The 24,429-nt window shown below is 55.9% G+C and carries 24 protein-coding genes and 3 tRNA genes; 3 read left to right on the top strand and 24 right to left on the bottom strand.

Features of this window, described 5'->3' with window-relative positions; translation table 11 throughout:
- Nucleotides 1-9: 9 nt before the first annotated feature.
- The 20 genes from AAF465_10765 to AAF465_10860 all read right to left on the bottom strand — a co-directional run bounded on the left by AAF465_10765 (nt 10) and on the right by AAF465_10860 (nt 15,979).
- Nucleotides 10-1,053 carry a hypothetical protein gene (locus AAF465_10765; GenBank protein MEM7083206.1) on the bottom strand — a complete coding sequence of 348 codons (1,044 nt, stop codon included), beginning with the start codon at nt 1,051-1,053 and terminating at the stop codon, nt 10-12.
- A complete protein-coding gene (locus tag AAF465_10770) occupies nt 1,053-1,520 on the bottom strand; it encodes a cytochrome c-type biogenesis protein (protein ID MEM7083207.1) in 468 nt (155 codons plus the stop codon). Before AAF465_10770 ends, AAF465_10765 begins: the two co-directional genes overlap by 1 nt.
- On the bottom strand, nt 1,517-2,032 hold the full coding sequence (locus AAF465_10775; GenBank protein MEM7083208.1) for a DsbE family thiol:disulfide interchange protein: 516 nt from the start codon (nt 2,030-2,032) through the stop codon (nt 1,517-1,519). Before AAF465_10775 ends, AAF465_10770 begins: the two co-directional genes overlap by 4 nt.
- Nucleotides 2,032-3,969, bottom strand: a complete 1,938-nt coding sequence (locus AAF465_10780) for a heme lyase CcmF/NrfE family subunit (GenBank protein MEM7083209.1) — start codon at nt 3,967-3,969, stop codon at nt 2,032-2,034. Before AAF465_10780 ends, AAF465_10775 begins: the two co-directional genes overlap by 1 nt.
- Nucleotides 3,970-4,003: 34 nt before the next feature.
- Nucleotides 4,004-4,447, bottom strand: coding sequence for a cytochrome c maturation protein CcmE (gene ccmE / locus AAF465_10785; protein MEM7083210.1), 444 nt, complete (start codon nt 4,445-4,447; stop codon nt 4,004-4,006).
- The gene (ccmD, locus tag AAF465_10790) at nt 4,444-4,617 is read right to left on the bottom strand and encodes a heme exporter protein CcmD (GenBank protein ID MEM7083211.1); all 174 of its coding nucleotides are present in this window, start codon (nt 4,615-4,617) and stop codon (nt 4,444-4,446) included. The genes ccmE and ccmD overlap by 4 nt, the downstream gene beginning before the upstream one ends.
- Nucleotides 4,614-5,345, bottom strand: coding sequence for a heme ABC transporter permease CcmC (gene ccmC / locus AAF465_10795; protein MEM7083212.1), 732 nt, complete (start codon nt 5,343-5,345; stop codon nt 4,614-4,616). The genes ccmD and ccmC overlap by 4 nt, the downstream gene beginning before the upstream one ends.
- 287 nt (nt 5,346-5,632) lie before the next feature.
- A complete protein-coding gene (ccmB, locus tag AAF465_10800) occupies nt 5,633-6,316 on the bottom strand; it encodes a heme exporter protein CcmB (protein ID MEM7083213.1) in 684 nt (227 codons plus the stop codon).
- The gene (gene ccmA, locus AAF465_10805) at nt 6,313-6,957 is read right to left on the bottom strand and encodes a heme ABC exporter ATP-binding protein CcmA (GenBank protein ID MEM7083214.1); all 645 of its coding nucleotides are present in this window, start codon (nt 6,955-6,957) and stop codon (nt 6,313-6,315) included. The genes ccmB and ccmA overlap by 4 nt, the downstream gene beginning before the upstream one ends.
- A 26-nt stretch (nt 6,958-6,983) precedes the next feature.
- Nucleotides 6,984-7,070: transfer RNA gene (locus AAF465_10810), tRNA-Leu, on the bottom strand.
- Between the two features lie 26 nt (nt 7,071-7,096).
- Nucleotides 7,097-7,170, bottom strand: a tRNA-Cys gene (locus AAF465_10815).
- A gap of 166 nt (nt 7,171-7,336) precedes the next feature.
- A complete protein-coding gene (locus AAF465_10820; GenBank protein ID MEM7083215.1) occupies nt 7,337-7,639 on the bottom strand; it encodes a DUF1244 domain-containing protein in 303 nt (100 codons plus the stop codon).
- Complete coding sequence (locus tag AAF465_10825; GenBank protein MEM7083216.1) at nt 7,636-8,682, bottom strand: NAD(P)/FAD-dependent oxidoreductase; 1,047 nt, start codon at nt 8,680-8,682, stop codon at nt 7,636-7,638. Before AAF465_10825 ends, AAF465_10820 begins: the two co-directional genes overlap by 4 nt.
- 87 nt (nt 8,683-8,769) lie before the next feature.
- A tRNA-Gly gene (locus AAF465_10830) sits at nt 8,770-8,845 on the bottom strand.
- Nucleotides 8,846-8,971: 126 nt separating this feature from the next.
- On the bottom strand, nt 8,972-9,538 hold the full coding sequence (pgsA, locus tag AAF465_10835; GenBank protein MEM7083217.1) for a CDP-diacylglycerol--glycerol-3-phosphate 3-phosphatidyltransferase: 567 nt from the start codon (nt 9,536-9,538) through the stop codon (nt 8,972-8,974).
- An 18-nt stretch (nt 9,539-9,556) separates the two neighbouring features.
- On the bottom strand, nt 9,557-11,419 hold the full coding sequence (gene uvrC, locus AAF465_10840) for an excinuclease ABC subunit UvrC (GenBank protein ID MEM7083218.1): 1,863 nt from the start codon (nt 11,417-11,419) through the stop codon (nt 9,557-9,559).
- A 9-nt stretch (nt 11,420-11,428) separates the two neighbouring features.
- Complete coding sequence (locus tag AAF465_10845; protein MEM7083219.1) at nt 11,429-12,085, bottom strand: uracil-DNA glycosylase; 657 nt, start codon at nt 12,083-12,085, stop codon at nt 11,429-11,431.
- Nucleotides 12,086-12,159: 74 nt separating this feature from the next.
- Nucleotides 12,160-12,804 carry a response regulator gene (locus AAF465_10850; GenBank protein ID MEM7083220.1) on the bottom strand — a complete coding sequence of 215 codons (645 nt, stop codon included), beginning with the start codon at nt 12,802-12,804 and terminating at the stop codon, nt 12,160-12,162.
- 39 nt (nt 12,805-12,843) lie between these two features.
- Nucleotides 12,844-14,184, bottom strand: a complete 1,341-nt coding sequence (gene icd, locus AAF465_10855) for an NADP-dependent isocitrate dehydrogenase (GenBank protein ID MEM7083221.1) — start codon at nt 14,182-14,184, stop codon at nt 12,844-12,846.
- Nucleotides 14,185-14,359: 175 nt separating this feature from the next.
- Nucleotides 14,360-15,979: an isocitrate lyase gene (locus tag AAF465_10860; GenBank protein MEM7083222.1), complete on the bottom strand. Its 1,620-nt coding sequence runs from the start codon at nt 15,977-15,979 to the stop codon at nt 14,360-14,362.
- Between the two features lie 105 nt (nt 15,980-16,084).
- Between AAF465_10860 and AAF465_10865 the strand changes: the two genes are divergently transcribed.
- Nucleotides 16,085-17,041, top strand: a complete 957-nt coding sequence (locus AAF465_10865; protein MEM7083223.1) for a LysR substrate-binding domain-containing protein — start codon at nt 16,085-16,087, stop codon at nt 17,039-17,041.
- A gap of 57 nt (nt 17,042-17,098) precedes the next feature.
- Here AAF465_10865 and AAF465_10870 read toward each other — a convergent pair whose 3' ends face one another.
- The gene (locus AAF465_10870; GenBank protein ID MEM7083224.1) at nt 17,099-18,451 is read right to left on the bottom strand and encodes a 3-deoxy-7-phosphoheptulonate synthase class II; all 1,353 of its coding nucleotides are present in this window, start codon (nt 18,449-18,451) and stop codon (nt 17,099-17,101) included.
- Between the two features lie 119 nt (nt 18,452-18,570).
- Here AAF465_10870 and AAF465_10875 point away from each other — a divergent pair, with 119 nt between their 5' ends.
- Nucleotides 18,571-20,091, top strand: coding sequence for an aldehyde dehydrogenase family protein (locus AAF465_10875; protein MEM7083225.1), 1,521 nt, complete (start codon nt 18,571-18,573; stop codon nt 20,089-20,091).
- 239 nt (nt 20,092-20,330) lie between these two features.
- Here AAF465_10875 and AAF465_10880 read toward each other — a convergent pair whose 3' ends face one another.
- Together AAF465_10880 and AAF465_10885 are read right to left on the bottom strand one after the other, a co-directional pair.
- A complete protein-coding gene (locus tag AAF465_10880; protein MEM7083226.1) occupies nt 20,331-20,801 on the bottom strand; it encodes a peptidylprolyl isomerase in 471 nt (156 codons plus the stop codon).
- 63 nt (nt 20,802-20,864) lie between these two features.
- The gene (locus tag AAF465_10885) at nt 20,865-22,145 is read right to left on the bottom strand and encodes an endonuclease/exonuclease/phosphatase family protein (protein MEM7083227.1); all 1,281 of its coding nucleotides are present in this window, start codon (nt 22,143-22,145) and stop codon (nt 20,865-20,867) included.
- 179 nt (nt 22,146-22,324) lie between these two features.
- On the opposite strand from AAF465_10885, the gene AAF465_10890 reads away from it, so the two are divergent.
- Nucleotides 22,325-23,398: a DUF2855 family protein gene (locus tag AAF465_10890; protein ID MEM7083228.1), complete on the top strand. Its 1,074-nt coding sequence runs from the start codon at nt 22,325-22,327 to the stop codon at nt 23,396-23,398.
- Nucleotides 23,399-23,488: 90 nt separating this feature from the next.
- Here the strand turns inward: AAF465_10890 and AAF465_10895 are convergent, their stop codons facing one another.
- Complete coding sequence (locus tag AAF465_10895) at nt 23,489-24,139, bottom strand: hypothetical protein (protein MEM7083229.1); 651 nt, start codon at nt 24,137-24,139, stop codon at nt 23,489-23,491.
- Between the last annotated feature and the right edge of the window lie 290 nt (nt 24,140-24,429).

Genomic DNA, 24,429 nt, shown 5'->3' on the forward strand with positions numbered 1-24,429 from the left:
ATAATGTGTCTATCGCACGACCTCAGTGATGCGGATCGACACGTGACGATTGTCGTTAGGACCCAACGACTGTTCGCCAAAAAGATCGCCAGGGGTCGCGGTCGGGACGCCGCCCAACGACACACGCGCCACAATATCTAGCGCCTCGAATCCAGATAGGGTCCTGGATGGCATCATGGCATTGCGATCATCCAACACAATGTCCAGCGGCAGTTGCCCAAGCGTCGCCCGATGCACGGCGATGGGTGGTCCGCCCTCACCAGCGGGTCGTACAAACACAAACACGTTCGTCGATGGACGCAACGACGGCGTGCTGGACAACGCCGGTTCGAGCGTCACCTGTATGCGCACCGCTTCGGGTGCACCCATTGTGCCAACGTGGCCCGCGGGCATGCCCGTTTGATCACGCTCCGCCTCGGCAGCAGCGATGCGTTGTTCGAGTAATCGAGTAACCGAACGGGCCTCATCGGAATTGATGCGTCGCGAATCGCTGAGCATCGCTTGCCATCGCGCGATTGCGACCTCCCATTGACCAAGACTCGCCGCGACTTCGCCGCCGTACCAAAGGGCTTTACGATGTCCGGGATCCAACTTGAGGGACGCACTGAGAATCTCCGCGCTGCGTGGCCCATCATTGGGCTCTCCACGCGCGGCTAATGCTTCGACCAGATTGAGGTTGGTGTCGACATCACGGCCGCCACTCAATCGAACACTGCTTTCGAGTGAGTCAATCGCAAGCGCTAACTGATCGAACTGTAAGTAGAAGCGCCCCAAGTCACGCCATGCGGTCGCACTTTGTTGATCTTCATGTACGGCTTTTTGAAGCGCATAGAGTTGCTGTGCCGCGGGCGCATCCGGCACACCGAATGGCTGCCAATTCCAATCGCTCAGGTAGACGTACGCGGCCGCCGTTCCGCCGACCACTAAGAGCGCGAATGACGCCGCGGACGGCAACCAAGATTGCCCGCTCGCCGCCCGGTAAACTGGAATCACAATGATGGCGGCCGCCATCAACGTCATCACAAGAGCAAGCACGACAAATGGGAGAGGCACTACGGCTGATCCTCGGGCAGCGACAGATCGCGCTCAGCTTCGTCGGGTGTCGACACACTCTGACGAGAACGGTGTTTCTTTAGCGTACCCCAAAGCAAGGTAACACCGAGTAATCCAACGATGAACGGAAACAGTTGTAGCAGCAGCGTATTGATGCGCCAAGGTGGCCGATAGCGGACATAGTCTCCGTAGCGCTCCGTCATATACGCGTAAATCTCGGTATCCGAGCGCCCCGCCAATAGCATCCCTCGCACCTGTCGTCGCAGATCTTTGGCCAAATCGGCATTGGAATCTTGGATCGATTGGTTCTGACACACCAAACAGCGCAGTTCTTTACTGATCGCCACGTAGCGCGTCTGCAATACGGGATCGTCGAGCGTTTCGGAATCAATTGCATGCGAGGGCGCACAAACAAGGACGATGGTCAGTGCCGCGACGAGTCCAAGCGGGTGGTGTCGAAGGCTCACAGCGCGCTCACCCTTGACAAAAACTCGGCCTGCCAAATAGCCGGTGTTAAAGGTCCCACATGCTTGTGTAAAACCACACCTTCCGCACTGACCAAGAATGACTCCGGGGCGCCGTAAACGCCGAGATTAATGCCGGCGTCACCTACCGGGTCGTAGGCATTGACCACATACGGATCGCCGAGCCGAGCCAGCCAATTTCGTGCGTCCTCACGCGTGTCTTTCCAATTGAGTCCCACAATGGGTAATTCACCCTGTTGTGCGTATTCCAACAGATAGGGGTGCTCGTCGTAGCAGGCTGGACACCAAGAACCCCACACATTGATGACAAAGGCCTTGCCCTTAAAGTCCGACGTGGAGACCGTCTGCAACGGATCATCGAGCGACTCGAGAGTGAATGGGGGCACCGCTTTGCCTATAAACGGCGACGGCACGTATTCAGGATCCTGACCGAGCCCCAATGCCAGAAACACGCTCATCGCTAAAAAGACCAGAAGCGGCACCGCGTAACGCATCAGACAATCACACTCGCCGCCGAGGTTTGTCGCTCGCGAAAATATCGTCGATCGGTCATGGCCAGCAATCCGCCGAGTGACATGATCAGTGCACCGAGCCAAATAAAGCGCACCATCGGTTTGATCTGAAGACGCAAGCTATACGAACCACCACCGAGGTCGTCACCCATCGCCACATACACATCCCGACGCAACCGGGGGTGAATATCGGACTCTGTCATCGGCGACTTTTGCACCAAGTACTGACGTTTCTGTGGACGCAGTTCCGTTAAGGGCTGCCCCTTGTGCTGCACACCCACCACGGCTTCCTCCGCCGTATAGTTAGGACCCTGAACGGTGCCGACCGATTGAAGTGTGAACGTATAGTGTTGCAAGTCATACGACTCGCCGATCTTTAGCGCCACATCACGCTGATCGCTGTAGGCCGACGTAAAGGTCACGCCCGCCACGCTGAGCGCGACACCGATATGCGCGACCAACATGCCAGCCACAGCGCGCGGCAGCCGACGGCCGCCGCGCCAGCTCGCCACCACCTCGCCAAGGCTCGACAGCAGCACCCATAAGGCCGTGGTTGCACCGAGAATGACCATTACTGACGTGCGTTGATAGATGATCAGCGGTATCACAACCGCGCCGACGATCGCCACAAGCGCCGGCATACGGAGCCGACGAATCAGTGCCGCGACATTATTCACCCGCCACACGGTGTGCATTCCCGCACCGAGGAAAACCATCAGGACGAGCGCTAATGGCACAAAATACGCGTTAAACCAAGGCTCTCCCACCGACACCTTGGGCAGCGACAACGCATCGTTAATCAACGGATAGAGCGTGCCAAACAGCACGACAAACGCGGCACTGACGAGCAATACATTGTTCACCAACAGGGCCGTTTCTCGCGATACCAAATCAAATTGCCCATCCTCAACAAAGCGACCCGCGCGAAACGCATACAGCAAAAGCGCACTGCACACCACGACACCGAGAAACAGCAGAATAAAAAATCCACGTTCAGGGTCATTGGCAAAAGCATGCACGGACACGAGGACACCGGATCGCACCAAAAATGTGCCGAGCAGAGATAGCGAAAATGCCAGAATTGATAGCAGCAGTGTCCAACTTTTAAACAGACCGCGCTTGTCGGTGACGGCCAATGAATGGATAAGCGCTGTGCCAATTAGCCAGGGCATAAACGAGGCGTTCTCCACCGCATCCCAGAACCACCATCCGCCCCAACCCAGCTCGTAGTACGCCCACCAACTGCCCAACGCGATGCCAATGGTAAGGAATAGCCATGCGAGCGTAGTCCATGGTCGCGTCCAACGCGCCCATTGAGACGCGACGTCACCGCTCATCATGGCGGCGATGGCGAACGCAAACGCCACTGAAAACCCAACGTAGCCCAGGTAGAGCATCGGCGGGTGAATGGCGAGTCCAGGGTCTTGTAATAACGGATTTAGGTCGCGCCCTTCGAACGCGCCGGGCATAAGACGCCAAAACGGATTTGACGTGAGCAGAATAAAGAGTAAAAAGCCCACGCTGACAAATCCCAGCGTCGCGATCACACGCGAGGAAAAGACATCCGGCAGCCGGTTGCTACCGAGCGCAACCGCACACGTCCAGCCACTTTGGATGAGCACCCACAACAGCAACGATCCTTCGTGAGCACCCCAAACAGCCGCCACTTTGTACAGGGTGGGCAACGCGGTATTTGAGTTACTGGCGACATAAGAGACGGTAAAGTCATCGGCGAGAAACGCGGCAACTAACGTAGCAAACGATAGCGTGGCGAAGACCATTTGACCGATTGCGGCCGGTTTGACGACGGCCATCCAGCTCGCACGATTCGCCCAGGCGCCGGCATAGCCGAACACCATCTGCGCGACCGCCAACATCAAACACAAAATCAGCGCGATATGTCCAAGCTCTGGAATCACGCGCTAGGTCTCCATCGTGGGTCGCGCCGAATCTTCATTTGGCACCGTCGTCATTGTTATGCTGAACTTTTAATGCGTCGGCGACTTCGGGCGGCATGTAGTTTTCATCGTGCTTCGCAAGAATGGTCTCGGCTTCAAACACGCCGTCGGCGTTGAGCTGCCCGGTGGCCACAACACCCTGCCCCTCACGAAACAAATCCGGTAGTAAGCCGGTATAACGCACCGTGACATCATGGGCAAAATCAGTAACGACGAAGCGAATATCGAGTGACTCAGGCGTACGCTCAAAGGAGCCTTCTTTGACCATTCCGCCTAACCGAAAGGGCTGCGCCGTATCGACTTCGCCGGCCGCAATCTGACTGGGATCAAAGAAGTAAAACTTGAGATCTTCGCAACCCCGCAGACCGAACACCGTCGCCAAGGAGACGCCGACCAATAAGACGATCACACTCATCATACGATTGCTTCGAGGTGTCATGAGCGCCTCTCGGACTGCTTCGCGAGCCGCGCACGTTCCGCCGCACGTGACAACCACTTACGCCGATTCGAACGGGCTACCTGCACATTGGCGATCAGCACCAACAATGTGATGACATAGCACGGCCAGACGTAAATGCCATCGCCGTTCATCTGCAGCCATTCCATCATGATGACACCAACTCAATGACCCAACGCTTTCGCTGTTCGCGACGAAGTACCTCGTTGCGGGTGCGCATCAGCACCAACGCGACCAAGTAGAGTGTAAAGGCAAGCATCATCAACAGGAGCGGCCACAACAAACTCGCGTCGATCCCGGATTTACCGGTCACGGAGACACTTGCCGTTTGGTGCAATGTATTCCACCACTTCACCGAAAAGTGAATGATCGGCACGTTCACCACGCCGACGATCGTCAATATCGCCGCGGCGCGGTCACCTTGCGGTCGGTCCTCATAGGCATTACGCAATAAGATCACGCCCATAAATAAAAAAAGCAGAACAAGTTCAGACGTTAGGCGCGCATCCCATACCCAATACGTCCCCCATGTGGGCTTACCCCAGATGGCACCGGTAACGAGCGCTAAGAAGGTTAAAGACGCGCCGGCGGGTGCAATGGCTGCGGCCACGGCATGCGCCAGTTTCATGCGCCAAATCCAACCGATCGCCGCCGCGACGGCCATTGAGGAGTAACTCATCAGCGACAGCCACGCTGACGGCACATGCACATACATGATGCGCACGGTATCGCCCATCTGGTAATCCTGTGGCGCACGCACAAGACCGAGGTACGCGGCGACAATGCCCAGCGCTACGGCCGGCCACAAGACCCAAGGAATGGCCGCCCCCGCCCACCGATAAAAGTGCGGAGGTGAGCTCATGCGATAGAACCAGTTCATGAAAGCGTTCATGGATGTATTCGAATTCCTCGGGTCCGCCGACACACGCGTGGTCAGTGATGCCTTATTCTACCCGTTTGGCCACTGCCTCCTAAGAGACACACACGGCACGTCGCAGGTTCCAATACCCGCCAGGCCGTTCCAAACGCCCATTTTGAAACGAGATTTCGGTCAGTTTTGTGACGCCCGTGGGCTTTTTAACATGCTGATCGTGAAAATCCACTCAGTAATCCCGCCATTTAATCACCGCAAGCCGCCCGTTCTTGCCAAACCGCCCATCCACACCGCTATTCAAGACTCACCCTGAGCGCAGCCGCGGTGGCAAACGGGGTCAGCGTGGCCGTCAGCAGAGTGATCGCCGCCAGCACGTTGAGTGCACCCGACGCACTCAACCCGGCGCCTGCCAGCTCGGTCGCACGCGCACCTAAAATCAACGTGGGCACCATAAGTGGCAGAACTAACACGGAAAACAGCAAGCCACCCTGACCTAAACCGACGGTCAGCGCGGCCCCCATCGCACCGAGCGCGCTCAGGCTCAGTGTGCCCAGCAACAGCGCGAGCACCAGTGTCAGATTGGCCTCGGCCGGTAAATTTAAGGAGTAACCCGCCACCGGCCCCAACAACACCAATGGCAGTCCCGATGTGGTCCAGTGCGCAAACTGTTTTGCCCAAACCTGTAGCCATAACGGCGTTGGTGAGAGCGCCATGAGTTGCAGACTGCCGTCATCATAGTCGCTGCGGAACAACGTCTGAAGCGCAAGCATGGCAGACAGCAAGGCCGCCACCCAGACCACCGGTCCGGCGATGGTGGCCAGCCGCTCAGGCGATGGTTGGGTGCTCAGTGGAAACAGGGCCACCACCACCGCGAAAAAAAGAAGCGGCGTGAGCGTTGCCCCAAACTGGCGCCCAAGCTGCCGCCACTCCTTCAGCATTTGCGCGCGGAGTACCCGCGAAAGGGAGACTGAAGTCATGAGTGCAGCACCAAGGTTTGCCTTTGAGACGACGCTACGCTGGGTACACGGTGAGCGCTCACCAGGGCGCAACCACCCACCTCGAGATGCTGTCTTAATAAGGCGTCCACAAATTCCACTCCAGCCTCATCGAGGTTCGCGTACGGCTCGTCCCAAACCAGAACGGGCGACTGTGTTAGCACGGAACGCAATAACGCAACGCGTCGCCGCTGGCCGGCCGAAAGCTGGCGCGCCAAGCGGGGCAACAACGCCGACAGGGACAGCGACGCAAACGCCGATTCGATGTGCGCCGAGGATAGGTCGCGTTGCAGCCCTGCCCCCCACTGTACGTTTTCCAACACGGACAGAGCGGGATTGAGGCCTTCGAGGTGACCGGCGTAGGCAAGTAGGCCGCCGGCGGTCGGGGAAATTAACGAGCCATCACGCCGCCATTCGACCGATCCGGTTTCGGCGGTGGACAGGCCCGCAAGCACCTTCAAAAGCGTCGTTTTCCCGCTTCCGTTCACGCCTTTGACATGCACAAGTGGGTGCGTTTGAGTAAATTGGGCATGACTCAACAAACAGCGTTCGCCGCGCCATATCTCAAGGTCGCTGTAGGCCACGACGCAGGACGCGTGTTGGCGCGCAAAGAGTGAGGTCATGCAGGTCGCCCCACGAAAAATAAAACTGGTGCCCGGAGCGAGACTTGAACTCGCACTTCCTTACGGAAAACGGATTTTAAGTCCGCAGCGTCTACCAATTCCGCCACCCGGGCTGTTTGCAGCCGCACCTAGTTCGAAATGGAGGCTAGACCCGGAATCGAACCGGGGTACACGGCTTTGCAGGCCGTTGCATCACCACTCTGCCATCTAGCCAGAAATGTCGTTGGGCGGTGCGACGGTGTGGGCACCGCCGCAAGCCGCGGAACTGTAGCATACTGATCTCTTAAATGCAGGCCAATCCGAGCGGAAATTGGCGCTAACTCGCGACGCCCTCTGCCCGCGCCCAACATCGGCGATCAGCGCCGCTGACCGAAGAAATTCAGGCCTTTTTTGCCTCGAGCTGCGCCAGTTGCTCGGGGGTTGCGTCCGTCTGATGATTCGCTTTCCACTCGGCATATGACATGCCATAAACCGCCTCATGGGCCTCGGAAATGTCCAGTTCCACACCCTGCTCATCCGCCGCGGCCACATACCACTTGCTGAGACAGTTGCGACAAAAGTCGGCCAACAGCATGAGCTCGATATTTTGCACATGCTTTCGTTCATCCAAATGTCGAATGAGACGTCGAAAAACGGCGGCTTCAACTTCAGTGCGCGTATCAATATCCAGTTTCTGGCTCATTCATTGCCCTCCTTCAGGCCCAATCTCTCATGCATAAGCGGACTCGTTGTGGTGTATTGCACGCGTACTTTCTTATCGGGTTCTATCCGCTGCTTGATGGCAAACGCGGCGAGCGCGCCCTCGTGAAAACCGGATAAGATCAGTTTCTTTTTGCCAGGATAGGTATTGATATCACCCACGGCATACACGCCGGGCATGGAAGTTTCGAACTTCTCGGTATCCACTGGCAGCGTTTTACGCTCGAGTTCGAGCCCCCAATCCGCGATCGGCCCAAGTTTTGGCGCCAGACCAAAAAAGACCAGCATGTGATCGGCCTCGAGCGCCTCAATTTCGCCATTGTCGCGTTTTACGTGTACGTGGCTGAGTTTGCCGTTGTCGCCCTGCAACGAGTCGACGACCGTTCTTTCCAGTAGTGCAGCTCGACCCTGTGCGACCAGTGCTTTAAATTTTTCGACGGAGGCATCAACAGCCCGATACTCATCGCGTCGATGGACGAGAGTCACATGCTTCGCTCGGTCCGCTAATTCCAGCGCCCAGTCAAGGGCCGAGTCACCCCCGCCAAAAATCACAAGGCGTTGATCAGAAAATCGTTCCGGGAATCGGACACGATAGTGCAGCGATTCCCCCTCGAACGCATCGGCATCGGCCACGCGAATTTTACGCGGCTGAAAAGATCCGACGCCCCCTGCAATCACAACCGCCTTGGCGCGAAATTCGGTATCAAGGTGTGTGCGCAGGACAAACTGTTCGCCCTGCGCTTCCAACTCGGTCACTTCCTGACCAAGATGAAGCCCCGCGTTGAACGGTTCGATTTGCTTGAGCAGATTCTCGGTTAGCTCCTGTCCGGTGCACACCGGTACAGCCGGTATGTCATAAATTGGCTTGTCAGGATACAGCTCAGCACATTGGCCACCGGGTTGCGAAATCGAATCAACCACCTCACAACGCAGGCCGAGCAAGCCGAGCTCAAACACCTGAAACAATCCGCAGGGTCCGGCCCCAATTATGACCACATCGGTATCAATGTGCGGTGTGTCGCTCATAATGTCTCCCGGAAGGCTCCATAGCGTAGCGTGGTTTGCGTGAGGCGGATCCACAAAAAAAGCCCACCATTGGTGGGCTTTGGAATCTGGAGCGGGAAACGAGACTCGAACTCGCGACCCCGACCTTGGCAAGGTCGTGCTCTACCAACTGAGCTATTCCCGCAATGCCGTCCCACAACGTAGTGTGGCGAGCGGCGTATTGTAGCCGCTGACCGTTCTTAGTCAAGCGATTGGCCCCACATTGGGCAAAATATCACGACCTCCTGCTCACCCGCCGCCATTGCCGCCACTAATCGATATCGGTGGTGAAATGCGGCATGGCCGACCGCAGATAGATGGCCATTGAGATCAGTGTGAGAATCGCCGCGATAAACAGCGCCGCCATGCCAATCCAATAAATGGGGATGCCGTAAAACGGCTGCTCCCAGAGCATCCACGCGAGCGCGGTGATTTGTGCCACCGTCTTGATTTTGCCGACCGGCCCAACCGCCACCACATTGCGATTGCCGGCCTCGGCCATCCACTCGCGCAACGCTGAGATCGTGATTTCGCGCCCGATGATAATAGCGGCACCCAACGCCACCGGGATACCCCATGCGTCGGGCACCGAATGAACGATCAGCACCAGTGCCGTGGCCACCATGAGCTTGTCGGCTACCGGGTCCAGAAAGGCCCCAAATCGGGACGTCTGATTCCACTTGCGCGCCAGATAGCCATCGAGGATATCGGTGAGTCCGGCGGTCACGAAGATCAGGCTGCTCGCAGGTCGAGCCCATTCAAACGGGAGGAAAAACACCAACACGAAAAGCGGAATCAACGCAATACGCAGCCAGGTAAGCAAAATGGGGGCGTTCATTAAATTGCGGTTTCCGTATTAAGCCTCATGGATCTGAGTGTAAATGGTTTTGGCCAATTTTGGACCAATTCCGTCAACTTTCTTAAGATCATCGATACCGGCCCGCTGCACGCCTTGCAAGCCGCCAAAATGCCGCAACAACACACGGCGACGCTTGGCACCTAATCCTGGAATATGCTCGAGCACCGACGTTGTCGCTTTCTTGTCACGCCGTGTGCGGTGACTGCGCACAGCAAAACGATGTGCTTCGTCTCTCACCTGCATCAGAAGCCGCAGCGCCGCTGAGTGATTGCCAGGCGTGATCCAACCAGCACGTCCATGAATAAACAGGCGTTCATGACCCGCTCGCCGCTCAGCGCCCTTGGCGATACCCACCACTAATGGCTCTTCAATTTGGAGCTCTTCAAGAATCGCCGCAGCGGCACTCACCTGTCCTGGGCCGCCATCAATCAAAAGGATGTCAGGCAGTGGCGCCTCGCCGCGTTTAATACGGGTATACCGACGTTTGAGTGCTTGCGACATCGCGCCATAGTCGTCGCCCGGGCTCACTCCCTTGATATTGAAACGTCGATATTCCGCGTTGCGCATCGCCTCGCGATCAAAGACCACACACGCGGCGCTGGTCAAATCGCCTCCCGTATGGCTAATGTCGAAACACTCAATTCGTTCAGGCGTTTCCACATCGAGCAACTCACCCAGCGTCTCGAGCTGCTGTCTCACCTGTAGGCTGCTGGCTTGGCGTAATGCCAATGCGTGTTCGGCATTGGTAATTGCCAGCTTCAACCAGCCCGCGCGATCCTGCCGCACGCGATGCCGAATGCGCACGGTGCGTTCGATCTTCGCGCTCAGAGCTCCGGCGATCCAGTCGGCATCCGGCAAGGCATGATTGACGATGATTTCCGGCGGCGCGCCACGCGACAAATAGTATTGCGCCAAAAACGCTGACAACACCTCGAGCAATTCCGCGTCGGCAACCACGCGAGGAAAGTAGCTGCGTGTACCAAGATTGCGTCCGGCCCGAATAAAGATCACGGTGACACAATGTGTGGTGCCATCCGTTACCGCGGCCACCACGTCCATATCCACCGCGGCACTGCCGACCGCAAGCTGACGCTCCTGGATCTGCTTTAGTCCAGCAAGCTGATCGCGATAGTGTGCCGCGGACTCATAGTCCTGCTCACTCGAACTTTTGAGCATGCGCCGCTGAATGTCGTCGGTAATTTTTTCGCTTTTGCCTTGAAGGAAATACAGCGCATGCTGAATATCAGACTGGTATTCCGTCTCACTGATCATGCCAACACAAGGTGCCGAACACCGCTTGATTTGATGCTGCAGGCAGGGACGGGAACGATGCGAGAAAAAGGTGTCGTCGCACGACCGTAAGCGGAATAGCTTTTGCAGCAGCTGCACCGCTTCTCGCACAGCCAACGTACTCGGATAAGGCCCGAAGAACTTGCCCTTGCCGCGACTCTTGCCGCGATAAAAACTCACACGCGGATAGGATTTATGCGTGGATACCCGAATGAATGGATAGGTTTTATCGTCTCTGAGCAACACGTTATAACGTGGTTTTAGCTGTTTGATCAGCGTGTCTTCCAGAATAAGCGCTTCGGCTTCTGTGTTCGTCACGGTGATATCCACACGCGCCACGCGCCGCATCATGAGTTCCACTTTGCGGGTTTGTTTATGTTCGCGAAAATAGGAGGCGACGCGTGAACGAAGATTGCGCGCTTTGCCGACGTAAATCACCGTATCCTCCGCATCGACCATGCGATAGACACCCGGCCGGCGGGTTAGGCGCGAGAGAAATTCCGCCGGCTCAAACGCGCCGGGTTCAACGGGAAAGCCATCTCTGAGTTCATTATTCTGATCGCTCGGCATACCGGTATCTTATTCTGTCTCGGCCTGCGTCAGTGTCGCCAATTTACGCAGTTTTATAAACACATCATCGAACATCGCTTGTGTAAGGCGTCGCGTGTTCGTGTTGTAACGGCTACAGTGATAGGAGTCGAGCAGTGTCAATCCTGTGGCGACTGAATGTACCGCGCCATGCCCAAATTTGGCCGCATTCAGTTTGAGCGACAGGGCTTTCAAGACCGCATTATGCGCGATTCCTCCCAGTGCCAACACCACACCCGGCCGCGCCATATCCTGAATATCACGTGCCAGAAACGGGTTGCATTCATTAATTTCCGCGCCAACCGGCTTATTGGCGGGCGGCAAACACTTCACAGCGTTGGTAATCCGACACCCGTTCAGCGTTAGGCCATCGCGTCGATGCCGTGAGTCGGGTCGGCTGGCCAATCCGTGTCGGTGCAGCGTTTCATACAACACATCACCGGCGTGGTCACCCGTAAAGGGGCGCCCGGTGGCATTGGCGCCATGCAGTCCAGGTGCCAGACCGACAATTAAAATCGGTTCTTTTTTGCGACCAAATGCCGGTACGGGATAGCCGTAATAGTCCGGATATTGACGGCGCACATCCTTGAGAAACCGGGCCAGTCGTGGGCAGCGCGTGCAATTTTTATTGAATGCGGCCCCGCCCATCGCCATGGCTACGCGCTGAATCGACCGAATTCTTTAATAGAAATAAGATTAATAGTATCACCTAACCTATTCATTTATATCTTTTTACTATCAATCAATCCGTAATGCATAGCGAGTCGAACCAGCTCCGGCACGTTATCGACACTGGTTTTTTGAAAGATTCGCGTGCGGTAGGTACTCACCGTTTTGGGGCTGAGATGCAGCATGTTCGAGATGTCGCGACCCGCGTACCCCTGCGCGATGAGATTACACACCTGCAGCTCGCGCTCTGAGAGCTGATCAAAAGGCGAGCCCGTGTCGCGGCCGGATAGGGAGGCTTCAGCCATCTGTCGAGCGATCTCCGCGCCTAAAAACCGCTCCCCGGCCATCACGCGCCGCACGGCGTCAAGCATTTCACTGGGTTCACATGACTTGGTCAAATACCCCATCACACCCATTTCAAGTATGCGTTTGGTCATTGGACCCGCCCCATCCATGGTCAGACAGATTATTTTCACATCGAAGCTCGCCAGCACGCGCCGCATGGCTTCGACGCCTCCAATGCCCGGCATGTGCTTGTCCATCATGACCAGGTCAGGCTTATGCAGCCGAACCAGATCCAGCGCCTGCTCCCCGGTGTCGGCCTCACCAACGACGACCATATCAACGGCGCCCTCGATTATCTTGCGAATGCCGGTACGCACAATCTTGTGATCGTCGACCAGCAACACTCGAATCACCGCCTTACCCCTCGCTCGCGCTTACTCGTCTCGCTCAACTTACGCGTTCGGCTCCATATGGTCGATGACGGCCTCGCCAAACCCCTTGGTACCGACTAAGGTCGCGCCCGGAATCAGTCGCTCGAGTTTTTCTTCCACCGTGCGTCGACGCGCAAGGTCTCGTTTGGTGCGTTTGGCAGCCGTATGCACCAGCGCCAGATCGAACGTCAGCTGCTTGGCGGCAATGGCACCACGCACGCCATTAAGAATGAGATCGGCGGCTTCCGTCCAGCCAAGGTATCGCAACATCATTTCGGAGGAGAGAATGAGTGACCCTGGATTAACCCGATCTTTGCCTGCGTAGCCTGGTGCGGTGCCATGGGTCGCTTCAAACACTGCAACGCCGTGACCGATGTTGCCGCCCGGTGCAATTCCGATGCCGCCGACCTGTGCAGCCAACGCATCCGAAATATAATCGCCATTGAGATTGAGTGTGGCAATCACATCGTATTCTTCGGGCCGCAATAATATTTGTTGGAGGAAATTATCCGCGATCACATCTTTAATCACGATAGGATGCCCTGTTCGCGGATTGGTAAATTCACACCAAGGGCCACCATCCACTTCGACCGCACCAAACTCTTCCTTGGCCAGCGCATAGCCCCAATTGCGAAATGCGCCCTCAGTAAACTTCATGATGTTGCCCTTGTGCACAAGCGCCACCGATGTGCGATCGTTTTCAATGGCATATTGTATGGCTTTGCGAATCAGGCGATCGGAACCCTCTTTGGAGACCGGCTTAATGCCGATACCGGAACTCGATGGAAATCGAATCTTGCTCACGCCCATTTCCTGCTGCAGGAACGCGATCACTTTATGCACGTCCGGTGTACCCGCTTCCCATTCGATACCCGCATAAATATCTTCGGTGTTTTCGCGGAAGATCACCATATCGATTAAATCGGAGTCTTTTGTGGGCGTCTGAATGCCGGTGAAATTTTGCACCGGCCTAACGCATGCAAACAGATCCATCGACTGACGAATCGCCACGTTCAGTGATCGCATGCCGCCACCGACAGGCGTCGCAAGTGGGCCTTTGATCGACACCACATAGTCGCGCATGGCGTGCAGCGTCTCATCCGGCAGCCACGCTCCACTCGCGTATTCTTGCGTGGCTTTGGAACCCGCGTAGACTTCCATCCACTCGATCTTGCGCTGATCCCCATACGCCTTCGACACCGCCGTATTCACAACATTGATCATCACCGGACTGACATCAATTCCGATGCCGTCACCCTCGATGTACGGGATAATGGGCTGATCAGGCACATTGAGCGTGCCGTCTTCATTCGTCGTTATTTTCTCGCCCTGTTCAGGCAGTGTAATTTTTTCGTAGAGCATCGTGTCGAAGATCCTTCGCAGTATTAATTGAGCCACATACGCGCAGCCCGCCGTCAATAAGTTAAGTCGCTGATGATAGCACCGACCGGCGTCGGGCGCCTTCTCAGGCATAAACAACGCGCACAAAAAAGCCCGAACGCCACGAGGCGTCCGGGCCGCAGACTGCACCGCCCGATTAGGCGCGGCGTGAGTTCTCAGTATCGAACTGATTCATTGTGTTGTTTTCCCCGGAGGCTTTGAGCGCCTGGTCGCCGGAGAAATACTCTTTGTGATCGTCGCCAATGTTAGAGCCGGACATGTCCTGATGTTTCACACAGGCCAGACCCTGACGAATTTCCTCTCGCTGAACGCCTTTCACATACGCGAGCATGCCCTCATCGCCGAAATAGCCTTTCGCTAGATTGTCGGTAGACAACGCCGCAGTGTGGTACGTCGGCAGCGTGATGAGGTGATGGAAAATGCCGGCTTCTCGCGCCGCATCCTGCTGGAACGTACGAATTCGCGAATCTGCCTCACGGCCCAAGGCTGAGTCGTCGTACTCCCCGCTCATGAGGTTGTCGCGCGCATAATCGGACAGGTCCTTACCCTCTTCCTGCCACGCGTCAAATACCTGTTGGCGAAAGTTCAGCGTCCAGTTAAACGATGGTGAGTTGTTGTAGACGAGCTTCGCGTGCGGAGCCTGTTCGCGAATCTTGTTGACCATGCCGGCAATCTGCTGAAGGTGCGGCTTCTCTGTTTCAATCCATAGGAGGTCCGCGCCGTTCTGCAAGCTCGTGACACAGTCCAACACGACCCGGTCAACGCCCGTATCCGCTTTGAATTTGTACAAACCGTTTGGCAGTCGAACAGGCTTGACCAATTTACCGTCAAGCTTGAGCACAACATCCCCTTCGTTCAAATCCTCAACGCCTGCGACCTCGGTGGTCTCCAAAAAGGCGTTATAACGCGAAGCGAGATCCCCTTCCGTGTTAGAGACAGGAATTTTCTGGGTGAGCCCGGCACCCAACGAATCGGTGCGCGCCACAATCACCCCATCATCCACGCCGAGTTCCAAAAAGGCGTAACGTACGGCGTTGATCTTGGCAAGAAAATCCTCGTGCGGCACAGTGACCTTGCCATCCTGATGACCACACTGTTTGGCATCGGACACTTGGTTCTCGATTTGAATACAGCACGCGCCCGCTTCGATCATCTTCTTGGCCAACAGATACGTGGCTTCCTCATTACCAAAACCTGCATCGATGTCAGCCACAATCGGCACCACATGCGTCTGAAAGTTGTCGATGGCGTTTTGTGCGGAACGCTCAGCGGTTTCGTCACCCGCTTCGCGGGCGGAATCCAGCGCTTTAAACAGGTGCCCAAGTTCGCGGGCGTCTGCCTGCTTTAGAAAGGTGTAGAGCTCTTCAATGAGCATCGGCACCGACGTCTTCTCGTGCATCGACTGATCGGGCAGCGGACCGAATTCGGAACGCAGCGCAGCCACCATCCAACCGGACAGATACAGATAGCGACTCTTGGTCGTACCGTGATGTTTTTTCACCGCAATCATCTTTTGCTGACCGATAAATCCGTGCCAGCAACCGAGCGACTGCGTGTAATTCGCTGGATCAGCGTCATAGGCCGCCATGTCGGCGCGCATAATGCCAGCCGTGTAGCGCGCGATGTCCAGTCCGGTACGAAAACGATTCTGGGCGCGCATGCGTGCCGCATGCTCAGGAGAGATGGCGTTCCAGGCGGTGCCCTGGTCCTGACACAGTTTCTCGACCTGTTGGAGATCGCGGTTGTAATTCGACATGGTGATTCCTTGAAAGTGGTTTCAGATGTTACAAAAGAAGCGTAAAGCTTAGGATCTCTGGCATAATTAATCTAATTTATCATCTTTATTTCCGTCATCATTAAAATGAATATTAATCAAATAGATCTTAACCTTCTCATTTACCTAGATATTTTGCTGCGCGAGCAAAATGTCACGCGCGCAGCGAGTTACCTTAACGTCACGCAACCGGCCATGAGTAATGCCTTGCGTCGGCTACGTGCGCTGTTTGACGACCCGCTGTTGGTTCGCACGCGGGATGGCATGCAACCCACCGAACGCGCCTTGGCGTTGGCGCCGAGCGTTCACCAAATTGTGGCGCAGGCCCAACAAGTGGTGGCGCCGGAAGCCCAATTCGACGCGTTACACAGTCAACGCGTGTTCCGCATATCGGCCAGCGACTACGCCGAATCCGCCCTACTGCCGGCCGTCTTGTCGCGCTTGCGTTCCGACGCGCCAAACATTTGCCTCGACGTGTTAACCCCCAGCGACGTGGAGTTTGCCGACGTCGAACGTGGCAAGGTCGATCTGGTGATCAATCGGTTTGACACGCTCCCGAAATCCTTCAACAGCCACACGCTGTGGGCGGACAGCTTCTCGTGTTTGTTCAGTCGACTCAATCCACTGCGTCACAATTTCACCCTGCCTGCCTATTTGCAGGCCAAGCACGTGTGGGTGAGTAAGACGGGTATGGGCGTGGGCGTGGGCGTCAATCCTTCCGCCGTGCAGCAATTGGGCTGGGTCGACGAGGCGTTGCGTCAATTAGGTCATCAGCGCCAGATCAGCGTCTTCACACGTCATTATCAGACCGCGATGCGGCTGGCAGAACAACATGATCTGGTCGTCACGCTACCGAGCCGCACGACCCGGCTGCAGGCGCAAAACGATCGGATCGTCATCAAAGCACCGCCTTTTCCGATCGAGGATATTGAACTTAAGATGGCCTGGAGCCCATTGGTTGAACACAGCGCCGCCCATCGCTGGCTGCGGCGCACGATTGTGCAGGCAGCCAGTTCGGTGATATCGGATAAGGGCGAGCGCTGATGCCCGACGTTGCGCCCGTCAGCACGAGGCGCTGACGACCTGCACACTACGGACGATCTACTTGTCGGTGATGCCTGCGATGCGCATAGCCAGCTCCATCGACTGCTCGTAGTTGAGCCTCGGATCCACCGTCGACTGATACGCCCGAACCAAATCATTGTCGGTCAGACCGCGTGCCCCACCGGTGCATTCGGTGACATTGTCCCCGGTCAGCTCAATGTGTACGCCGCCCAACCGAGAACCGCACGCTTTGTGCACCTCAAATGACCCCTCGACTTCACTCAAGATGTTTTCATATCGACGGGTTTTGAGTCCGGAGCTGCTGTTCTCGGTGTTGCCGTGCATCGGATCGCAAACCCATAGCACCAGCGAACCGGTGGCTTGCACAGCTTTGATCAGACCCGGCAATCGTTCATGCACGTGATCAGCACCCACGCGATGAATCAGCACAATTCGACCCGGTTCGTTGGAGGGGTTAAGCACCGCCAGCAGCTCCTGAAGCCACTCGGTGTTCATTCCCGGTCCGATCTTGATGCCCAATGGATTCTTTATGCCACGGAAAAATTCCACGTGCGCGCCGTCAAGCTCCGCCGTGCGCATGCCGATCCAAGGCAAGTGGGTGGTGAGATCGTACCAACCACGACGACGTTCAAGATACCGCGTTTGCGCCTGCTCGTAGTGCAAATGCAAGCCTTCGTGGCTGGTATAGAAATCGACGCGATTGGCCTGATGCACTTTGCGCCCAGAGATCGATTCGAAAAAATCGAGCGAATCGGCAATCGATCGCGCAATCTCTCGGTACTGCTGGGCCATGGGTGAGTGGCTGACAAAATCGAGATCCCATAATTCAGGGTGGTGCAGATCGGCAAACCCGCCGTCGACCAACGAGCGAATAAAGTTGAGCGTGAGACCCGCACGCGTGTAGCCACGCAATAATCGATGAGGATCGGGGATGCGGTGCGCCGGGGTAAAATCTGGCGCATTCACCAAGTCGCCGCGATAGCTGGGCAACGTCACACCGTCTCGTGTCTCGGTATCGGCCGAGCGCGGTTTGGCATACTGGCCCGCAATACGCCCGACGCGGATCACCGGCTGCTTAAATCCGTGCATCATCACCATGCTCATTTGCAGCAGGATTTTGAGTTTATTGACGATGACCTCACTACGGCAGTCGCCAAAACTCTCCGCGCAATCGCCACCTTGCAGCAAAAACTGCTCACCGCGCTGCGCACTGGCGATGTTCTCTCGCAGCTGATCGATTTCACCCGAGGTCACCAGCGGGGGTAGCGAGGAAAGCTGTGCCACCACGTCGGCGAGCGCAGCTTGGTCAGGATAGTTCGGTTGCTGGCTTGCTGTACGCGTTTGCCAACTCGCCGGATGCCATTCATTTGTCGCGATTTTTCTGCTCATGCGTCGAGAATAACCAAATTGGTGTAGTGCACCAACAGTTTCTGCTGGTATCAACTGAGCGCTCTTGGCAAAATGCCCGGCATTTGACCTAACCCACAGTCTGGGCACGGAGAGACGACATGCAAGACATACTCAAACAACTCAACATAAGTCCGACCAACTCGGGCACCTGGTCGGGTGCCGACGGCTGGTCGTCCACGACCGACGCGGGTGTGATCGAATCGGTTAATCCCACCACGGGTGACGTCATCGCCAGCGTGTACGCGGCCTCCGCGGACGATTATGAAACTGTACTCGCCAATGCAACGGAGGTGGCCAAGGCGTGGCGCAAAGTTCCGGCCCCGGAGCGCGGCGAAGCGGTGCGTTTAGTTAACGAGGAGTTGCGCGCCAACAAAGAAGCGCTGGGCGCGCTAGTCACTTTGGAAAACGGCAAGATTCGCGCCGAAGGCGAGGGTGAAGTTCAGGAGATGATCGACATCGGGGATTTTGCCGTTGGCCAATCGCGCATGATGTACGGTAAGACGATGCATTCGGAACGACCCGATCATCGCATGTACGACCAATGGCATCCGCTCGGCGTGGTCGGCGTGATCAGTGCGTTTAATTTCCCCGTCGCGGTGTGGTCGTGGAACGCCTTTTTGGCGGCAATTGCCGGGAATGTCAGCATCTGGAAGCCCTCTCCTAAAACCCCGCTGACGGCCATTGCTGTGCAGCACCTGTGCAATCGTGCGCTTGAGAAACATGGCTACCCAGCCATTTTTCAACTATTCATCGACGACGACAATAAACTCGCACAACGCTTTGTCGACGATCCCCGCGTGAACCTGGTGTCATTTACCGGTTCCTGCGAAATCGGTAAACATGTCGGTCAATGCGTCGCGGCTCGCATGGGTAAATCACTGCTCGAGCTGGGCGGGAACAACGCGCTCATCGTCGACGAATTTGCCAACTTGGATTTGGCCGTGCCGGCCATTGTGTTTGGCGCCATCGGTACGGCGGGCCAGCGTTGTACAAGTACGCGCCGCGTTTTCGTACATCGCTCGCATTTTGACGAACTCAAAGCGCGCTTGGTCAAAGCGTATGGCCAGGTGCGTATCGGTGACCCGCTCGAGGCATCGACCCTGATGGGACCGTTGATTGACGAATCATCGGTGCAGCGCTATCTCAACGCGATTGCCAATGTCAAAGCCGCCGGTGGCGACATGCTCATCGAAGGGGAGCGTCTCGATCAACCCGGTAATTTTGTGAGTCCGTCGATTGCGGTGGCGAAGAACGAGTGGGAAATCGTCCAAGATGAGACGTTTGCGCCGCTACTGTACGTTATCCCGTTTGACGCGCTGGATGACGCAATCGCGATGCAAAACAATGTGCGCCAAGGCCTATCGTCGGCCATTTTCACGCAGAATCTGTCACACGCTGAGCAATTCCTCTCAGCCGTCGGCAGCGACTGCGGAATCGCCAACGTGAATATCGGCACGTCAGGTGCGGAAATTGGTGGCGCGTTTGGGGGCGAAAAAGAAACGGGTGGTGGGCGCGAATCCGGCTCCGATTCGTGGCAAAACTATATGCGACGGCAAACCAACACGATCAATCACGGAACGGAACTGCCTCTGGCGCAGGGCATCAAGTTTGATTTATAGCAGCTCGACACGCCACAACCTGAAACGCGCGACCTCCGGCGCGCGTTTTTTTATGGGTTTTTCGCCCAAAACCGATTCGTTGATCGCCCCTCAGAGCGACTCGTCAACGCCGTATTGCGTTTCGATGCAGCGACCCAACAGCAGAGTTCAACGTGTTCGTTGATGAAAAATGCCGACAATTAACAGTGTCAGCGGCACGGGATATCGTGTTAACCCACGCTCAGTGCGGCTGAACTGAGTTAGCTCGCCTGGCCATTGGCGAGCTCTTCCTCTGTGGCATCGCGAATATCGACAATCGTCACATCGAAATTCAGCGTCATACCTGCCAGCGGATGGTTCGCATCGACCACCACGCCGTCTTCTGAGACGTCTTTCACCACCACGCGTTGCACCTGTCCGCCTTCACCCTCAGCTTCAAACGCCATGCCCGGTTGAATATCGTCGATGCCCTGAAACAATTCGCGCGGCACCGTTTGCATCAGCGCCTCAACCACTTCGCCATAGCCCTCTTCCGGCTCGACCTTCACGGTCAACGAATCGCCAGACGTTTTACCCACGAGGGCCTTTTCCAGCCCCGGAATGATGTTGCTTGCCCCATGCAAATACGACAATGGTTCAGCCCCTTCCGAGCTATCGAGTGTGTTGCCGTCGTTGTCGGTCAAGGTGTAGTGCATGCTGACAACTAGGTTGTCACCGACCATTAAGGACATCTGGCTTCTCCAATGAGTGAATTTGACGCGCGAACTGTACTCCCTTTTACAAGGGATTACCTCTTATTGCGACGGATTACCCGTGGGCCGCTTGATAAACTGCTCGGGGCAGGATGTGAGCGAATAGCCGATCACCTCCGGATCGCACGATAACGCGCCCTCCGGCACATAGCGAAACTGCCCAACCACCGGCAGATGATCGGAGATCGCCCAGCTTCGGCCGTGCACCACCTCCGCAGACAGGGGCCGCCACTGGTTGCTGTAAAACACATAATCGATCGTTCGATCCGGCTCCGAGACGGTTGGATCGTTTGGAATGTGTGTGTACCAGTCCTTGGCATCTGAGCGCTGAAGATTCAGTAGCGCTGGGATCGCACCATACGCCTCATAAAATGGCGCGATCGCGGTACGCTCATCGTAGTTGCCGGTGCGTGCAGCCAATATGCGCTGCCGTTGCCTATTGCCGTCCGGGGGTAGCAGGTTTAAATCGCCACCCAACACCCACGGTACCGCCGCCTCATCCAGCGCGCCCACGATTTCCAGCGCACGACCCACCTGCTTTTGCATGACGCCGGTGCCGGCGCCCCACGCTTCAAAATGCGTATTGAGCATCGCGATTTCGCTACCGTCCGTGGTCGGGTGCCGTGTTTCCAAAATGGCGCGCTGAAAATAGAATGGGCGCTCAATGGGGTTGATATCCGGTCGCGGTAACTGATGACGAACCGCGGATGACAGCTTATAACGCGATAGCGTTAACAAGCGTAAATCCACCGGGCCCATGATACTGGGGTGGAGAATGTACTCGGCCTGCCAGTACGACGTGTCGGCATGGCATGGAAAACGCGTGCCTAGGCGCTCGATAAGATCACCGATCTGATCAACAAAGTGTGTTCGACTATCCGCTTCGCTGTTGATTTCTTGAATTAAAACAACATCGGGGTCTTCACGCTCAATGAGGCTTGCCACTTCCTCAATGCTCCAGCGAATGTGTTTCAGTGAGGGCCGATCCGCGAGTGTTTTCCCCGCGCGCGCCACATCGGCAACACGCTCCGTATCGGTTTGATCGATGTCATAGAAAAAGACGTACTCTTTACTCGCCATGTACTGCACGTTCCAACTGAGCACGCTAAGCGGTAATTGGGCATCGTAGGACGGTGCGGGTTCACGACAGGTGACGGCCACCGGCTCAAGGTCGGCGGGTTTAAAGGCACGTAGCCACAGGGCAAACACAAACAGCACCAACAAACCGACCACGCCGACGATCAACTTGAGGGCAATGCCCAGCAAGCGTCGCATCAAATTGGGCCGCATGAGGGGGGATTCGGGACGGTCAGAATTAGGCATCGGTGGATTTTACGGATCACAAAGCAGTGAGTGTAGCAATGGAATCGCCTAACGCCCACCAATGGCATCCCTCGAGGCGTGTCGTACCCGCACGACAACCCGCGTATACTCATGACATGCGCGTGATTGGCGCTGAGTTTATTTTGTTTTCAATGCGCCAGCGGCGCCGGAGTATTGCAGTGACGTACCAGCAATTTGAAGTCGATCGATCCAATCTTTCTTCGCACCGAATCCATGACCTGGAACGCCCTGCCCTGACGTCCGGCCAAGTCCGTGTGCTAATCGACCGGTTTGCGTTGACCGCCAATAACATTACCTACGGGATTGTTGGCGACCGCATTGGCTATTGGAAATTCTTCCCGGCGGCGGACAACTGGGGACAAATTCCAGTATGGGGATTCGCGGATGTTATCGAGTCGCTCAATGATGAAATACCGACGGGAGAGCGACTCTATGGTTACTTTCCGATGGCCACCGAATGGGTTTTGTCGCCGACCGGGATCAAAGCGCAGCACCTCATCGACGGCACCGAACATCGAGCGGCACTGCCACCGGTATACAATAGCTATTCGCGCACGAATAACGAATCGTACTATCAGTCGGAACTTGACGATGAGCGGGTTCTGCTTATGCCGCTTTATGCCACATCCTATTGCCTGTACGATTTTGTCTGTGCAAACGATTACTTCGATGCACCGCATGTCGTGATCACCAGCGCGTCGGCCAAAACGTCGATCGGCTGCGCCTACGCGTTCAAGGAAGATCCAAAAACACGGACCATCGGCTTAACGTCCAGCGGCCAATTCGAACGAGTCAAAGCATTGGACCTGTACGATGAGGTCTACACGTATGACGACCTGCAGAGCGTCAGCACCGACGTCCGTACGGTGATTATCGATATCTCTGGTAATGGCAACGTGCTTTCGGCGTTACACGAGCGCCTGGGCGACAACATGGCTTACACCTCAAATGTCGGCCTCACCCATTACGACAACAACACCATGGGGCCACATTATATTCGAGATCGGAGCGCCATGTTTTTTGCACCTGGACACATACAGCAACGCGCCCAAGAATGGGGCCCCGGTGTTTTCCAGGAAAAATCATTCAAATTTTGGCTTAATGCCTCGATTGCCAGTCGCCGCTGGCTTGAAATCGATCGACATGAAGGGATGAACAGCGTGCCTCAGGTATTCGATGACGTTTTAAAAGGGAACGTGCCGGCCGATCGAGGTGTTGTCATCAAACTGTAGCGGAGCGTCTGCGCGTATGGCGGCAATGTCTGCCGAACAAAAAAAGCGCGGGCTCAGCCCGCGCTTTTGTATCTCCAGGATAAAACGTCACTACCAATCGCAGTAGGACGGATCAATTTCTTCTCGCACTTCATCACCATGGCGGTTTTCGCGAACCTCGAAGCAATTGCCGTCGCGATCTCGAAACAGATGGACATCATCGCTACGCCCATAAGTGCCTTCGCGAACGACGCGAGTCGTCACCACCGTGTCACGATCATGATGATGCCCCGAATTGGCAATCGCCGAGCCGAGCAGTACACCACCTAACAGATACCCGTATCGATCGTAGTGACGATGGCGGTAGTGGCGATGACGGTTATAGCGGTAATTGTGTCGATAGCCTCGATTGTAGTAGCCACGATAGCGGTTGTTGTACCGATAATGGGGCCGGTTGTAGTGCCGATAGCTGCGGTAGTGCTTGTTTGTTCGAGCACGTCGATTTGCATCGCGATAGCCCTGCCGATAGGCATTGCGATTTGCTTGCCGGCTGGAACGACGGTTTTCTTGACGATTTGCGCGGCGTTCACGTTGATTGTACTGACGACGCCGTTCATGGCGATTGTCGTTTCGCCGAGACGAGCGATCATACTTCTGGCTCGACTTGATGCCGCTGATCCGCTGTTTGTGGTCGTCCGCCGCCGCTGGCAATGCCAGCGAGGTGACGCTCAAAGAGGCGATCAGTATGATGAGTTTTTTCACAGGACGCTCCCGATGTGGCTTGGGTAGGATTAATCTAGCAAACGTCGCCTGAACGCCTCCTGAACGGCAAATAAACTTTAACCCTTTGTTTTTATTTGTTTATATTTCGTTATTTTTCTTGATGCTGACGAATCTGTACGGGTAAATAAACGCGACCCGCCCCTCATCTATCCCCGAATTGGGCACCAGAACAGTAAAAAATGAAGAAGTTGTGGGTAAAGCAGACAGACTATTTAATCGCCAAATCAAAGTAAACGATGCCAAACCACACCAAAGGCCTAATGAACCAC

Source organism: Pseudomonadota bacterium, assembly GCA_039028935.1.
Taxonomy (GTDB): domain Bacteria; phylum Pseudomonadota; class Gammaproteobacteria; order Steroidobacterales; family SZUA-146; genus SZUA-146.